The sequence below is a fragment of the Streptomyces sp. DT190 genome, from assembly GCF_049846985.1.
Classification (GTDB): domain Bacteria; phylum Actinomycetota; class Actinomycetes; order Streptomycetales; family Streptomycetaceae; genus Streptomyces.
Window position 1 is genome coordinate 20,698 of record NZ_JBNCNM010000041.1, and the last position, 15,633, is coordinate 36,330.

Annotated in this window: 11 protein-coding genes; 5 read left to right on the plus strand and 6 right to left on the minus strand. The window is 71.5% G+C overall.

The genetic code is table 11. The features are described 5' to 3' along the window. Window positions 1-96: 96 nt before the first annotated feature. Window positions 97-702, plus strand: a complete 606-nt coding sequence (locus tag ACPXCS_RS38855) for a GTP-binding protein (RefSeq protein WP_425952210.1) — start codon at window positions 97-99, stop codon at window positions 700-702. A 111-nt stretch (window positions 703-813) separates the two neighbouring features. On the opposite strand, the gene glpK is transcribed toward ACPXCS_RS38855, so the two are convergent. The 3 genes from glpK to ACPXCS_RS38870 all read right to left on the minus strand — a co-directional run bounded on the left by glpK (window position 814) and on the right by ACPXCS_RS38870 (window position 5,763). Beyond that, window positions 814-2,331: a glycerol kinase GlpK gene (gene glpK / locus ACPXCS_RS38860; protein WP_425952211.1), complete on the minus strand. Its 1,518-nt coding sequence runs from the start codon at window positions 2,329-2,331 to the stop codon at window positions 814-816. 19 nt (window positions 2,332-2,350) lie between these two features. Next, a complete protein-coding gene (locus ACPXCS_RS38865) occupies window positions 2,351-3,148 on the minus strand; it encodes an MIP/aquaporin family protein (RefSeq protein ID WP_425952212.1) in 798 nt (265 codons plus the stop codon). A gap of 956 nt (window positions 3,149-4,104) precedes the next feature. Then, window positions 4,105-5,763: an EAL domain-containing protein gene (locus ACPXCS_RS38870; RefSeq protein WP_425952213.1), complete on the minus strand. Its 1,659-nt coding sequence runs from the start codon at window positions 5,761-5,763 to the stop codon at window positions 4,105-4,107. 215 nt (window positions 5,764-5,978) lie between these two features. Here ACPXCS_RS38870 and ACPXCS_RS38875 point away from each other — a divergent pair, with 215 nt between their 5' ends. Together ACPXCS_RS38875 and ACPXCS_RS38880 are read left to right on the plus strand one after the other, a co-directional pair. Continuing rightward, entirely contained in the window at window positions 5,979-6,788 is an 810-nt protein-coding gene (locus ACPXCS_RS38875; RefSeq protein WP_425952214.1) for a M15 family metallopeptidase, read from the plus strand. A 44-nt stretch (window positions 6,789-6,832) separates the two neighbouring features. Then, on the plus strand, window positions 6,833-7,366 hold the full coding sequence (locus tag ACPXCS_RS38880; RefSeq protein ID WP_425952215.1) for an NUDIX domain-containing protein: 534 nt from the start codon (window positions 6,833-6,835) through the stop codon (window positions 7,364-7,366). On the opposite strand, the gene ACPXCS_RS38885 is transcribed toward ACPXCS_RS38880, so the two are convergent. Next, window positions 7,360-9,735: a TIM-barrel domain-containing protein gene (locus tag ACPXCS_RS38885; protein ID WP_425952216.1), complete on the minus strand. Its 2,376-nt coding sequence runs from the start codon at window positions 9,733-9,735 to the stop codon at window positions 7,360-7,362. The two genes, ACPXCS_RS38880 and ACPXCS_RS38885, sit on opposite strands and share 7 nt — an antisense overlap. 212 nt (window positions 9,736-9,947) lie before the next feature. Between ACPXCS_RS38885 and ACPXCS_RS38890 the strand changes: the two genes are divergently transcribed. Then, on the plus strand, window positions 9,948-11,915 hold the full coding sequence (locus ACPXCS_RS38890; RefSeq protein WP_425952217.1) for an acetoacetate--CoA ligase: 1,968 nt from the start codon (window positions 9,948-9,950) through the stop codon (window positions 11,913-11,915). 165 nt (window positions 11,916-12,080) lie between these two features. Beyond that, window positions 12,081-12,971 (plus strand): hypothetical protein, encoded by an 891-nt coding sequence (locus ACPXCS_RS38895; RefSeq protein ID WP_425952218.1) that lies wholly within the window; start codon window positions 12,081-12,083, stop codon window positions 12,969-12,971. A gap of 69 nt (window positions 12,972-13,040) precedes the next feature. On the opposite strand, the gene ptsP is transcribed toward ACPXCS_RS38895, so the two are convergent. Both ptsP and ACPXCS_RS38905 read right to left on the minus strand, forming a co-directional pair. Further along, window positions 13,041-14,711: a phosphoenolpyruvate--protein phosphotransferase gene (gene ptsP / locus ACPXCS_RS38900; RefSeq protein WP_425952219.1), complete on the minus strand. Its 1,671-nt coding sequence runs from the start codon at window positions 14,709-14,711 to the stop codon at window positions 13,041-13,043. Between the two features lie 78 nt (window positions 14,712-14,789). After that, on the minus strand, window positions 14,790-15,239 hold the full coding sequence (locus ACPXCS_RS38905) for a PTS sugar transporter subunit IIA (protein ID WP_425952220.1): 450 nt from the start codon (window positions 15,237-15,239) through the stop codon (window positions 14,790-14,792). Window positions 15,240-15,633 lie beyond the last annotated feature (394 nt).

Below are 15,633 nucleotides of genomic sequence, written 5' to 3' on the forward strand. Positions count from 1 at the left end.
TCTCCGACGTCGTCGCGCGCCGCCGCATCCCCGACCCCGGCGGCGGAGGCTACGGCCCGCCGTCGCCCGACCCCCATCAAGCAGGAGAAGAGACCGATGATCTTCGGGCGTTCTGAGCGCGGCAAGCCTCCGGTCGAGCCCGTCACGCTCAAGATCCTGGTGGCCGGCGGCTTCGGCGTGGGCAAGACCACGCTCGTCGGCGCGGTCAGCGAGATCAGGCCGCTGCGCACCGAGGAACTGCTCACCGAGGCCGGACGCCCGGTCGACGACCTCAGCGGCGTGGAGGGCAAGCACACCACCACCGTGGCCATGGACTTCGGGCGCATCACCCTGCGCGAGGACCTCGTGCTGTACCTCTTCGGCACACCCGGGCAGGAGCGGTTCTGGTTCATGTGGGACGAGCTCTCCGAGGGCGCGCTGGGAGCCGTCGTGCTCGCCGACACCCGCCGCCTGGAGGACTGCTTCGCCGCCATCGACTACTTCGAACGGCGCTCCATCCCCTTCCTCGTCGGCATCAACTGCTTCGAGGGCGCCCCCCGTTACCCCGTCGAGGACGTCCGCCAGGCCCTGGACCTGGACGACGGCGTTCCGCTCCTGATGTGCGACGCCCGTGACCGCGAGTCCGTCAAGGAGGCCCTCATCGGCGTCGTCGAGCACGCGATGGCGTACGCGGCCGACCGCCGTCAGACGGTGACCAGCTGACGGCGGCCGGCCGACTGACGCCGCCCGCCCGCTGACATCACCCGCACGCGGGCAGGGCCCGTACCCCCGCCGACAGGGGTACGGGCACGCAACACCGCGGGACGGATCCGGTCAGTCCTCGCCCTCCTCCCAGCCGAAGCTCTTCTCCACGGCCTTGCGCCAGTTGTGGTACTCGCGGTCCCGGACCGACGCCTCCATGGACGGCGTCCACTCGACGTCCTTCTGCCAGTGGGCCTTGAGTTCGTCCAGGTCGTTCCAGACGCCGGTGGCCAGGCCGGCCGCGTAGGCGGCGCCCAGACAGGTCGTCTCGGAGACCTTGGGCCGCACCACCGGGACGTCCAGCACATCCGCCTGGTGCTGCATGAGCAGGTTGTTCTTCGTCATGCCGCCGTCGACCTTCAGGGTGGTGATGTGCACCCCGGAGTCCTGGTACATGGCGTCCACGACCTCACGGGTCTGCCAGCTCGTCGCCTCCAGCACCGCGCGCGCCAGGTGCGCCTTGGTGACGTACCGGGTGAGACCGGTGACGACACCGCGCGCGTCGGAACGCCAGTACGGCGCGAACAGACCCGAGAACGCCGGCACGATGTAGGCGCCGCCGTTGTCCTCCACGCTCGCGGCCAGGGGCTCGATCTCGTCGGCGGTGCGGATGATGCCGAGCTGGTCGCGGAACCACTGCACCAGCGCGCCCGTGATGGCGATCGACCCCTCCAGGCAGTAGACCGGCGCCTCAGTGCCGATCTTGTACCCCATCGTCGTCAGCAGACCGCTCTTCGACACCACCGGCCGGTTGCCCGTGTTGAGCAGCAGGAAGCTGCCCGTGCCGTACGTGTTCTTCGCGGTGCCCACGTCGTAGCAGGCCTGCCCGAACACGGCGGCCTGCTGGTCGCCGAGCGCCGAAGCGACCGGCACCCCGGAGAGCTGGCCGACCGCGGTGCCGTACACCTCGGCGGACGACCGGATCTCGGGCAGCATCGACTCCGGGATGTTCATCGCCGAGAGGATCGAGGAGTCCCACTGCAGGGTCTCCAGGTTCATCAGCATGGTGCGTCCGGCGTTCGTCACGTCGGTGACGTGCTGCCCACCGTCCGTGCCGCCGGTGAGGTTCCAGATCAGCCAGGAGTCCATGGTGCCGAAGGCGATCTCACCGCGCTCGGCACGCGCCCGCAGGTCGGGCACGTTGTCGAGCAGCCAGGCCGCCTTGGGCCCGGAGAAGTACGTGGCCAGCGGCAGCCCCGTCTGCTCGCGGAAACGGTCCTGCCCGTCCGAGCCGCCCAGCTGGTTGCACAGCGACGCCGTCCGCGTGTCCTGCCAGACGATGGCGTTGTGCACCGGCTTGCCCGTCGCGCGGTCCCACAGCAGGGTCGTCTCGCGCTGGTTGGTGATCCCCATCGCGCTCAGCTGTTCGGCCCGCAGACCGGCCTTGGCCAGCGCACCGGCGACGACCGCCTGCGTCTTGGACCAGATCTCCGTGGCGTCGTGCTCCACCCAGCCCGGCTTGGGAAAGATCTGGCGGTGCTCGCGCTGGTCGACGGCGACGATCGCGCCGTCCTGGTTGAAGACGATGCAGCGGCTCGACGTGGTGCCCTGGTCGATGGCTGCAACGTACTTCTCGGCGTTCTCCGTCATGACTACCCCTCGGGCTCGATCAGAAGGCTGCGTTGTAGATGAGGCCACCCAGCAATCCGCCGATCAACGGGCCGATGACGGGGATCCACGCGTAGCCCCAGTCGGACGTGCCCTTGTTCGGGATCGGCAGGACGGAGTGGATGATGCGCGGTCCGAGGTCACGTGCCGGGTTGATGGCGTATCCGGTGGGACCACCCAGGGACAGACCGATGCCGACGACCAGGAGGGCGACCAGCAGGATCACGATCCCGGACCCGTAGATGCCGTCGGCCTGCCCGGCGATCTGGCCGATCCCGATGCCCTCCACGTGCCGGTTGTTGCCGACGAGGGCCAGCAGGGGCAGCACCAGCGCGATGGTGGCGAGGATCTCGGTGATCAGGTTGGCCACCGGGTTCCGGATCTCGGGGATCGTGGAGAAGATGCCCAGCGTCGGAACGGGTTCGTCCGCCGTGCCCTCGGTGGTGCCCGTCTTGCGCACGTTGGCCTGGAACTGCGCCAGGTACACCAGGTACGCCAGGATGGCCCCGATCATGGCTCCGGCCAGCTGCCCCAGGATGTAGACCCAGACCTTGTCCCACACGCCGGTGTCGACGGCGAGACCGAAGGTGACGGCCGGGTTGAGGTGTCCTCCGGAGAGGGGAGCGGCGGTGTACGCGCCGGCCAGCACGGCGAAGCCCCAGCCGAACGCGATCACGATCCACCCGGAGGCCCGTGCCTTCGAGAACCTCAGGGTGACGGCCGCGCACACTCCGGCGCCGAACAGGATCAGGATCGCCGTACCGATCAACTCGCCGAAGAAGATGTCCCAGTTACTCATGGCGGCTCCTAGGCCGTGACCCGGAACGGACCGCTCCGGGCCTCATGTGCAGGGTGCGTTTCCCATGGCTACTTCAGCCGAAGGCAGGGAGATCCCGCGCCCCGCCCGGCATCCGTGACGAGCGTGCCGTCGCAGCCGACTCGCCCGTGGGGGAAGGGGCCTTGGCGCAGACGCGTCCACGCGTCGCAGTGCCGGATACGCCGAGTATGTACGGCGATGTCGACTGACACCGGAAGTGTTCACCGGCACCCAAAGGGCGTCAAGGTCGCCGACCGCAACGGTTGACGGCCATGTGACGGTCGCCGGGCTCCTGCCGGGCCGGGGGCCGGTCGCACGGCCCGGGCGGCGCCCGGTGGGTCGTCGTTCAGTTCTGGTGGGACCCGCGCGCCCCGATGAGCCGCGCGAGGCATGGCGGATGATGTCCGGCCTCCACTCGGTGTCCGACCCGTGCCGAACCTCACCGTCGGCGACCGCTCGGCCGTCCCGGACACCCAGCTTGTTAGTGTCCAGGATCTACCTGACCTGCCAACTTCTCAACCGGACGGGCTTCTTCCCCTTGCGGGCGGGGGTGCGAGGGGGCCGGAGGCCGTGGTTCGAGGGGGCCGGGAACCATCATGGACGCCAGAGCCCTGGCCGACGGAGGGCGCCGTGGCCCGGCTCCGGCCGCCCGCCTCGCCCAGCCCGGGCACCACCTCGTCGAACACCCTTCAGGTCACTCAGGCAGGGCCGACAACCGCCACTCCGGCCCTGACGACCGGTGACCGGGGGAAGGCCGACGGGGCCGGGCACCCCGTGCGCGGCTGGCATGGCCGGTGGCACGGCCGGGTGGCACGGTCACTCCGGCCCGCAGCCCGATCACCACTGCTCGCCTCCGACAGCTCGCCTCGCCTCTGACCGATCGCCTCCGACAACTCGGCTCCGGCATACCGTGCCGCGGGAAAGGGCGGCCCGGCAACCTAACGCCCTCCCGGCTCCACCGCCACACACCCCGCCGGTTCCGGCGCAGGCGCCGGCGCCACCCCCCGGCGGGTCTCGTGCCCGGGCACACCGGCCCGGCCCAGCACCCAACTGGCCCCGCGCAACTCCTTCGCCGCCTTCTTCAGCGGCGCCAGGCACGCCGCAGCCTGCCGGTGATCCGTCACGCTGCCCGGCGCGCACAGCACCGTCGCCAGCGACAGCGTGACCGGGCGGCCGCCCGCCGACCAGGGCGCGTCCAGTACGGCGGCGGCCAGCGGATCGAGGCCCTCCGGATCGGCGAGGACCAGGAAGTCGTCCCCACCGATGTGCCCCACGCGCGCATCACCCGTCGCGGCCTGCTCCAGCGCCCGCCCCACCCCCCGGATCAGCTCGTCGCCCGCCGCGAACCCCGCACCGTCGTTGACCTGCTTGAAGTGATCGACGTCCAGCCAGCTCAGGGCGAACGGCCGCCCCGCCGTGATCCGCCGGTCCACCTCGCCGGTGATCGCGTCGGAGCCGGGCAGCCGCGTCAGCGGGTTCAGCCCGGCCGCCTCCTCCACACGCGTCTCGGCCAGTGCGCGCACCAGGTCCGCGAGCCGGACCACGCCCACGCACCGCCCGTGCTCGTCCACCACGGCCACGTCGTCCGAGGTACGGTCCCGCCCGCCGACCGCCACCACGTCCAGGACCTCCCAGGCGGTCGCGTCCACACCCACCGTCCGCGGCGGGTCCCCGAGCTTGGCCGCGGGCCGGTCGGCGTACAGGGCGTGTCCGTAGCGCCCCGACATCGACAGCAGGAAGCGGGACCGGTGGACCGAGCGGACGGGCACCCCCGCGGTGTCCACGAGCAGGACGCCGGAGACGTCCGGCGACCCGGTCAGCAGCGCCCGCACCTGCCCCGCCGACGCCGTGGCGGGCAGCAGCGCGGCGGGCCGTACGAACTCCCGCACCGACGGCCCGGGCCGCGGCACGGACAGGTCGGCGGGGGAGCGGGGCGGGACGTAGACGTCCGCGGCGGGCAGCCGGGCCGGCGGCGCGAACAGCTCGCCCTGCGCCAGCTGCGCCCCGGCCGCCAGCGCCGCGGCGCACTGCCCCTCGGTCTCCACGCCCTCGACGGACAGCAGCGCCCCCAGCTCGTCGCAGAGCGTCCGCATCGACCGCACCGCCGCCGGCCGCGCCAGCAGCGACGCGTCCAGCTTCACCAGGTGCGGAGCCAGGTCGGAGAGCAGCCGCAGGGGCGCGTCCCCGTCCCCGACGCCGTCCGCGCAGATCCGGAACCCCTGGCGGCGCAGCGCGGCCACCGCCTCCAGCAGCGCGGGCTGCGGCACGTGCGTGTACGGAGGGCAGACGTCGATCGTCACCTCCCACGGCAGCCGCCCCGCCTCCCGTACGGTGTCGTGCAGCGAGGGCAGTCCACCGAGGTCGGCGAGGGTGCCCGCGAACACGTTCACGAACAGCGGCAGCAGGGTCTCCTTGCGCACGGCCGCGCGGACCGCCGACACCGCCAGCCGGCAGTCGAGCCCGGGATCCCGGCGGGCCTCGGCGAGGACGTCACCGGTCTCGGGGCGGGCCAGTATCTCCAGTCCGGCGACCGTGCCGGTCGTCAGGTTGACCACCGGCTGGAAGGCGAAGCGGAGAGTGTCCGTCCAGGAGTGCACGGGAGCAGGATGACGCGACCGGCGCACGCCCGAGCCCAGTTCACGAGACGTTCACGCAGCATTCCGGAGCGATCACGCAGAGTAGGAAACCCGAGGTCGCGAGAAACCACGCACAGATGTCGAGCAACCGCAGCGGGTCGGCGACGACCAGTTCCACCGTGACGTGCCCCACCGCGCTTCCCCCGCACGACCCGGTCCTGATAGACGCAGGAGGCATGACACGACTCACCACCGTGGCCCGCGGCCTGCTCACCGCACTCGCCGCCGTGCTGACCGCGACCGTGCCCACCGCGACCGCCCAGGCGAAGACCGAGCCCAAGGCACCCCAGGACTTCGTGGCGCTCAGCAGCGTGGACCCGACGATCCTCCAGGAGATGCGCTACTTCACCCCGCACAACTTCGTCGGCGAACGCATCGACGGCTACGACCAGCCCACCTGCCTCCTCACCCGCCCCGCAGCCGACGCCCTCCACAAGGCGCAGCGGAGACTGCTGCGCCACGGCTACACACTCAAGGTGTACGACTGCTACCGGCCGCAGCGCGCGGTGGACCACTTCGTCCGCTGGGCCGAGGACCTCGACGACCAGGCGATGAAGGGGGAGTTCTACCCGAACGTCGACAAGACCCGGCTGTTCACCGACGGCTACATCGCCGAGAAGTCCGGCCACAGCCGCGGATCCACCCTGGACGTCACGGTCGTCCGGCTCCCCGCGAAGCCGACCCGGCCCTACCGCCCCGGGGAGCCCCTCGTGCCGTGCTTCGCCCCCGAAGAGGAGCGGTTCCCCGACAACTCGGTCGACATGGGAACCGGCTTCGACTGCTTCGACACCCTCTCCCACACCCTCGACCCGCGCATCCAGGGCGCACAGCGCGCCCACCGGCTGCTGCTCAAGAACACCCTGGAAGGCCAGGGGTTCGTGAACCTGGCCGAGGAGTGGTGGCACTACACCTTCAAGCCCGAGCCCTACCCGGACACCTACTTCGACTTCCCCGTGTCCAGGAAGTCGCTCACCCACCCGCACTGAGCCTGCCTGCGAGGCCCTCTCCGTGATCGGCTACAGTCCGCCGCGTGTCCGAAACTCAGCACTCCACCACCAACTCCGCGCCGGACTCCCATTGTTCGAGCTGCGGCGCGCCCTACGGAGAGGGCGTCTCCGGCTGGCCCCGCACCTGCCCGGCGTGCGGCGCCATGGCCTACCGCAACCCGCTCCCGGTCGCGGTGGCCCTCCAGCCCGTGTACGACACCAAGGGCACCGCCCTGGTCGTCATCACACGAACCGTCGCTCCCGCGAGCGGGGGCATCGCCCTGCCCGGCGGCTACATCGACGACCGGGAGGACTGGCGGCAGGCCGTCGTACGCGAGCTCAAGGAGGAGACCGGCATCGACGCGGCGAGCCGCGACGTACGCCTCGCCGACGCCATGAGCGCGCCCGACGGGCACCTGCTGCTCTTCGGCGTCCTCCCGGAACGCCCGGCCGAGGGCCTGCCGGCCTCCGCCGCCACGGACGAGACGGAGGGCTGGCACCTCCTGCGCAGGCCGGAGGAGCTCGCCTTCCCGCTGCACACCGTGGCCGTACGGGCCTGGTTCGAGGGCCGCTACTGAGCCCGGCGCTCACCGGCCCCGCGGACGCGCACGGGGTGGGGCGGCTCGCCTCCGCCGTCCTCACCCTCGCGTTCGACCACCACCCGCGCGCCCATCCACCGCGCGGTGTAGCGCTCGATCTCCGGCTCGTCCCAGCCCTCGCCCCCGTCCGGCACCACCAGCCCGCCCCCGGTCCGCCCCCGGGCGGGCGCCCACACCTCCAGCTCCAGGCCGCCGTCCTCCCCTCGCACGGGAAGAACGGCACCCGCGCGCGCGAACACCGGGATTCGCGACACCGGCGCGTCCACGAGCACCTGCGTCGGCCCCTCGTACGCCCGCTCCGTCACCGTGTCGTACCAGCGCCCCCGCGGCAGCCGCACCGCACGCCGGTCGGCTCCCGGGTCCAGCACCGGCGCCACCAGCAGGCAGTCACCCAGCAGGAAGGCGTCCCCGCAGTCCCGCAGCGCCCGGTCCTCCGGCGCCGTCCACCACACCGGCCGCACATAGGGCGCCCCGGTACGGCGGGCCAGATGCGCCAGCGTCACGAAGTACGGCAGGAGCCGGCGGCGTTCCAGCAGGGCCACGCGCGCGTGCCGCAGGACGTCGGGACCGAACTCCCAGGGCTCCCTCCGACCCGCCCGCAGACTCGCGTGGGTGCGGAACAGCGGCAGAAACGAGCCCAGCTGGAACCACCGCAGGTACAGCTCGGGTGACGGATCACCGTCGAACCCCCCGATGTCCGGCCCCGAGTACGGCACGCCGCACAGCCCCAGCCCCAGGACCAGCGCCAGGGACGCCCGCAGACCGGGCCAGCCGGTGGCCACGTCCCCCGACCACGCCCCGCCGTAGCGCTGCATCCCGGCCCACCCCGAGCGCGAGAACAGAAACGGCCGCTCCTCGGGATCGAGTCCGCGCACCCCCTCGAACGCGGCCCTGGCCATGCACAGCGCGTACACGTTGTGCGCCTCACGATGGTCTCCGCCCCGTCCCTCCAGGGAGTGCCGCGCCGACCGGGGCAGGGTGGACTCCCCGAAGGCCGCGAACGACGTGGGCTCGTTCATGTCGTGCCAGAAGCCCGAGAAGCCCTGCGCGAGCCGCTCCTCGTAGAGACCGCCCCACCACTCCCGCACGCGCGCGTGCGTGAAATCCGGGAACACCGCCTCCCCGGGCCACCCGACACCCTCCACGACCTGCCCCGCCGCGTCCCGCACGAACGCGTCCTGCGCCGTCCCGCCGTCGTACACGGCGTTCCCGGGCAGGGCCTTGACCGCGGGGTCGACGATCGACACCAGCCGGATGCCGTCCCGCCGGAGCTCCTCGGCCAGCACGGGCAGCTTCGGGAAGCGGTCCTGGTCGACCGTGAACACCTGATGCGCGTCCAGGTGGTCGATGTCGAGGTGCAGCGCGTCGAGCGGCAGACCGTGCTCCACGTAGCCCGCGACGATCCGGCGCACCTCCTGCTCCGTGCCGAATCCCCACCGCGCGTGGTGATGGCCCAGCGCCCACGCGGGCGGCAGGGCGGGAGCGCCGCTGAGCGAGGCCCAGGCGAGCAGCACGCGCGCGGGGGTGCCCACCATCACCCAGCAGCGCAGAGGACCGCCGTCCATCCGCAGCTCGCTCGTCCCGGCCCGGTCGTGCCCGGAACCCTCCCCCTCCTCGCCCTCCCGCAGGGTCACCGTGCCGTCCCACGTGCTGTCGTGGAACACCAGATGCGTACCGCCGTCGGCCACCACCATCTGCACCGGCATCGTGACGTACAGCGGGTCGTCACCCGGCCCGAAGGCACGACCGGGGTCGGTGTTCCACAGCCGGTAGGTGCCGTCCGGCAGCCGCGGCCCCGAGGCCCGGCCGCCCAGTCCGAAGAACCGCGCGTCGGCGGCCACCTCCGACCGCTGCATCCAGCGTGCCCGGCCGCCGCCGACCGGCTCCCACCACCGCGGCGGCAGATCGCGCCGCAGGGTCACGCCACCGGGGGTCCGCACCTCGACCGCGCCGTGCCGCGAGACCACGACCGTCATCCGCTCCGACACCACACGCCAGCCGCCGTCCTTGTCCGGCTCCAGCACCGCCCGCGGATCCGGCTCGGGACACCGGCCGGCCAGCGCGTAGGACGGCTCGGGCTCCGCCCCGTCCCAGCCCCAGAAGACGGCGCCGTTCGACGCGACGAGTATCCGCAGCTCGGACCGGCTGAACCGGACGACACCACCGCCCGGCCCCGGCTCCACCTCCCGCACCGGCCCGGGCACCCGCGCCCGCTCCGCCCCACGCGCCGGCAGTCCGGTGGCGTCGGCCCGCCGCCTGCGCCACGCTGCTCGTACGGTACGCACCCCCTGCGCCGCCCCCACCGAGCTCACCGCTTTCACCGAACGCACCAGGTCACGACCGTTCATGCTGCTCACCCTGCCACCGACCGCCGCTCCAGAGCGTGTCGTTCAACTGCCGTTCACCCGTGCCAAGACCACATCTTCACGACACGGACTATGTGGGGCGCACCCTGGTGTCGAAATCGATCACATGGCATTGTCCGTCCCAGCCGCGTCACGCGCACACCCCAGCCCGTGCGCGGAGGACGCACACGACGCGCACAGCCCGGGAGCCGACCATGTCGACCGAAAGTCCTCAGCCGCTCTGGCAGCCAGACCCCGAGCGCATCGCACGGGCACGGATCACCAGGTTCCAGGCCTGGGCCGCCGAGCACCACGGAGCCCCCGCCGACGGCGGATACGCGGCCCTGCAGCGCTGGTCCGTCGACGACCTGGAGGCCTTCTGGACAGCCGTCACCCAGTGGTTCGACGTACGGTTCTCCACCCCCTACGCGCGCGTGCTGGGCGACCGTGCCATGCCGGGCGCCCGCTGGTTCCCCGGAGCGACCCTCAACTACGCCGAACACGCCCTGCGCGCCGCAGACACCCGCGCCGACGAACCGGCCCTCCTCCACGTCGACGAGACGCACGAACCACGCCCCGTCACCTGGGCGGAACTGCGCCGCCAGGTCGGTTCCCTGGCCGCGGAGCTGCGCGCCCTGGGCGTCCGCCCCGGAGACCGGATCAGCGGCTACCTGCCCAACATCCCGCAGGCCGTGGTCGCCCTCCTCGCCACAGCGGCCGTCGGCGGAGTCTGGACCTCCTGCGCCCCCGACTTCGGGGCCCGCAGCGTCCTCGACCGCTTCCAGCAGGTCGAACCCGTCGTGCTCTTCACCGTCGACGGCTACCGCTACGGCGGCAAGGAACACGACCGCCGGGGGATCGTCGCCGAACTCCGCCGCGAACTGCCCACCCTGCGGGCCGTCGTCCACATCCCCCTCCTGGGCACCGACGCACCCGAGGGCGCCGTGGAGTGGTCGTCCCTCACCTCAGCGGACACGGACCCCGTCTTCGAGCAGGTGCCCTTCGACCACCCCCTGTGGGTGCTCTACTCCTCCGGCACGACCGGCCTGCCCAAGGCCATCGTCCAGTCCCAGGGCGGCATCCTGGTCGAGCACCTCAAACAACTCGGCCTGCACTGCGACCTCGGCCCCGAGGACCGCTTCTTCTGGTACACCTCGACCGGCTGGATGATGTGGAACTTCCTCGTCTCCGGCCTGCTCACCGGCACCACGATCGTCCTCTACGACGGCAGCCCCGGCTACCCCGACACCGGCGCCCAGTGGCGCATCGCCGAACGCACGAAGGCCACCCTCTACGGCACCTCAGCCGCCTACGTCATGGCCTGCCGCAAGGCCGGCGTGCACCCCTCCCGCGACTTCGACCTCTCGTCCGTCCAGTGCGTCGCCACGACCGGCTCCCCCCTGCCGCCCGACGGCTTCCGCTGGCTCAACGACGAGGTCCGCGACGACCTGTGGATCGCCTCCGTCAGCGGCGGCACGGACGTGTGCTCCTGCTTCGCCGGAGCCGTACCGACCCTGCCCGTCCACCTCGGCGAACTCCAGGCCCCTTGCCTGGGCACCGACCTGCAGTCCTGGGACCCGAGCGGCAAGCCACTGACCGACGAGGTCGGCGAGCTGGTGGTCACCAACCCCATGCCCTCCATGCCCATCCACTTCTGGAACGACCCGGACGGCAGCCGCTACCACGACAGCTACTTCGACACCTACCCCGGCGTATGGCGGCACGGCGACTGGATCACCGTCACCTCACGCGGATCCGTCGTCATCCACGGCCGCTCCGACTCCACGCTCAACCGCCAGGGCGTCCGCATGGGATCCGCCGACATCTACGAAGCCGTCGAACGGCTCCCGGAGATCAGGGAATCCCTCGTCATCGGCATCGAACAGCCCGACGGTGGCTACTGGATGCCCCTCTTCGTCCACCTGGCCCCCGGCGCCACACTCGACGAAGACCTGCTCGACCGCATCAAACAGACCATCCGTGAGCACCTGTCGCCGCGCCATCTCCCCGACGAGATCATCGAAGTGCCCGGCGTCCCGCACACCCTCACCGGCAAGCGCATCGAGGTCCCCGTCAAACGCCTCCTGCAAGGCACCCCACTGGAGAAGGCCGTCAACCCGGGCTCCATCGACAACCTCGACCTGCTGAGCTTCTACGAGGACCTGGCCCGCAAGCGGTCCTGACCCGCACTCCCCGTCACCGGGGCTTCAGGCGCAGGTCGCGACGGAACCCGCCGCGACCTGCGCCTTCACTCGTTACCCGCCCGCACGATCACGCGACCGGCCCCGATTGTCAGTGCCGCCGATTACTGTGAGTGAGCATTGATCGACCGTGCACAGGGGGAACACATGGCGCACACCGACAGCCGGACCATGCGACGCGTCCTTCGCCGTGAAATCGCCGGCACCATCGGCCTGCTCACCGACGAGCACGACTTCCGGGCCATGCGGCGCTACCGCACCTTCACCTTCCACGACCACGACACCTACCTCGAACAGGTCGAGGGCCTCCTCAGGACACGCGCCCTGCAAGGCAGCCACACCACGGTCGCCCTCTTCGACCCCGAGGAGTACGCCGACTTCTGCAAGCGGGAAAGCCTGGACCCCGACCTGCCGTCCAGTCGCACCCGCTTCACGGCACGCCTCGCACTGACCGGCCCGACCCTCCCTTACGAAGGCCAGCCGCTGGCCGACCTCCTCACCGCCCTGGTCGACGAGGCAGTCCGGCAGGCCACCTGGGAGTACGCGACCACCCTCCTCGCCCGCCTGGGCGCGTGCGCCACCTGCGGCGAGGACATCGGACGAGCCGCCTTCACCCGAGCCTCGGCCCTTCTCGCCCGCATCCTCGACACGGCCCCACCCGGCGACCGGCACCTCGTCTGCAGCGTCACCGGACCACCCGAGACCCTCATCGCCGCACTCCACGCCACCGACGTCGGCGACGCACCGCGACTCGACGAATCCGAAGCCCTCGAGTTCACCACGGTCCTGGCCCTCGGCCTGGCCACCGACAGCCCCGGCGGACTCGTCGTCCGCGCCAGCGCCCCCGGCACCCCCGACCGCGTCTACGGCTGGCGGCTCCGCTCCCACGGCCTCGACCCCCTCACCGCCGGAGAGGTCTTCGACGCCTACTGCACCGACATCGACTCCGGAGACCTCATCTCCCCGGAGTCCAACGTCGACTACTGCCGGCCGCCCGACCTCGGGGAGGAGAAACCCACGCAGGGACACCACCACTGAAACGCCGGAGGGGCGCCCCACAGCAGTGGAGCGCCCCTCCGGGACAGCCGTCGGCCGGCCGAGCCGGACCTACTCGCCCGACAGCACCGCCTGCGCGGCACTCCGCGCGTCCTCGGCACTGTCCGTCGCCCGCGCCGCAGCCGCGGCACGCTCACACTGCGCCAGCGTGTACTTGGCGAGCGTCGCCCGCACGTAGGGGATCGACGCCGCACCCATCGAGAGAGAGGTGACGCCCAGACCGGTCAGCACGCACGCGAGCAGCGGGTCGGACGCGGCCTCGCCACAGACACCACAGCTCTTGCCCTCGGCCTTCGCCGCCTCCGCGGACAGCGCGACCAGGTCGAGCAGCGCGGGCTGCCACGGGTCCTGCAGCCGCGAGACCGCACCCACCTGACGGTCGGCGGCGAAGGTGTACTGCGCGAGGTCGTTCGTCCCCAGCGACAGGAACTCGACCTCCTGCAGGATCGAGCGCGCCCGCAGCGCGGCCGACGGGATCTCCACCATCGCGCCGAACTTCGCCCGCAGCCCCGCCTCACGGCACGCGTCCGCGAACGCCCGGGCATCCGTACGGTCGGCCACCATCGGGGCCATGACCTCGAGGTAGACCGGCAGCCCCTCCGCGGCCTTGGCGAGCGCGGTCAGCTGCGTACGCAGGACGTCCGGGTGATCCAGCAGGGTCCGCAGGCCGCGCACACCCAGCGCCGGGTTCGGTTCGTCGGACGGCGTCAGGAAGTCGAGCGGCTTGTCGGCACCCGCGTCCAGCACGCGCACCACGACGCGCCCCTCGGGGAACGCCTCAAGCACCTGCCGGTACGCCGCGACCTGCTTCTCCTCCGACGGCGCCTGCTTGCTGTCGTCCAGGAAGAGGAACTCGGTGCGGAAGAGACCGACACCCTCGGCACCGGCCTCGACGGCGGCCGGCACGTCGGCAGGGCCACCCACGTTCGCCAGCAGCGGCACCTTGTGACCGTCCGCCGTGGCACCGGGCCCGGTCGAAGCCGCGAGCGCCGCCCGCCGCTCGGCGGCCGCGGCCTCGAGCTGCGCCTTCTTCTCGTCGCTCGGCTCCACGAAGATCTCACCCGTGCTGCCGTCGACGGCGATCATCGTGCCCTCGGCGAGCTCACCCGCACCCGGCAGCGCCACCACGGCCGGAACGCCGAGCGCCCGCGCCAGGATCGCGCTGTGGCTCGTGGGACCGCCCTCCTCGGTGACGAAACCGAGCACCAGAGTCGGGTCGAGCAGCGCCGTGTCGGCGGGCGCGAGGTCACGGGCGACAAGGACGTAGGGCTCGTCGCTGTCCGGGACACCCGGCATCGGGACCCCCAGCAGACGGGCGACGATACGATTCCGCACGTCGTCGAGGTCGGCCACGCGACCCGCCAGGTACTCACCGGCACCCGCCAGCAGCTCGCGGTACGAGGCGAAGGCGTCGTACACGCCACGCTCGGCCGTGCTGCCCACGGCGATCCGCCGCTCCACGTCGGCCATCAGCTCGGGGTCCTGAGCCATCATGGCCTGCGCCTCGAGCACCGCCTGGGCTTCGCCTCCCGCGAGGTTGCCGCGCGCCGTCAGGTCGGCGGCCACAGCCTCCACGGCCTTGCGGGCGCGCCCCTGTTCACGCTCCGCCTCTTCCGCGGGGATCTGCTTCGCGGGCGGCTCGAGCACCGCCGTTCCCATGTGCCGAACCTCGCCGATCGCCACACCGTGGCTGACACCGACGCCTCGCAGCGTTGTCTCCATCTCACCCGTCTCCGATAGTGCGGCGGGTCCCGCCGCCGCGTTGGTTGTCGTACTCGCCGTCATACGACGGCACAGACGTCACTTCCAGAGGAAGAGACTGTCGCCGGCCTTCACATCGCCGTTGTCGCGAAGATCGGAGAGGGCCTCGGCCGTGGCTTCCAGCGCCACGACCGGGCAGACAGCGGACTTGCCGGCGGCCTCGACCGCGGCAGGGTTCCACCGCACGACGCCCTGACCGCGCCGGACGGTGTCGCCCTTGTTCACCAGCAGCTCGAAACCCTCGCCGTTGAGCTGCACGGTGTCGATGCCGAGGTGGGTGAGCACACCGTGTCCGCTCTCGTCGACCACGACGAACGCGTGCGGGTGCAGGGAGACGATGACGCCGTCCACGGGCGAGACGGCCTCGGAGGGCTCACGTACGGGGTCGATGGCTGTGCCCGGGCCGACCATGGCCTGGGAGAAGACCGGATCCGGCACGGCTGCCAGTCCGATGGCGCGTCCGGCGAGCGGGGACGTCACGGTGGTCATGGGAAGCCTCCCAGGGGTGGAGATCGATATGGCCGTCCCTGCAGGTACCGGACGGCGCACTGTGCAGCAGCGTATGACACCTGAAGTGCCCGTTCCGTGCGAGCACCCAGAAGTGGTCTAGACCATACCGCATATCGATTTGCACCGGCTCCGCGGCCGCGTGTACAGTCGTACTCCTGCTTGGGGCTGAGCGACGCACAGTTCGCCTCCTGGCCCGGCAGCACCAAACCTGTCAGATCCTAACTCAGGGTCACCTTCTGCATGCCTGCAGGGCGGTGGTCAGAGGGCCGGAAAAACACTGATAGAGTTTGGAACAACGAAGGGAAGCGCCCGGAGGAAAGCCCGAGAGGGTGAGTACAAAGGAAGCGACCGTTCCTTGAGAACTCAACAGCGT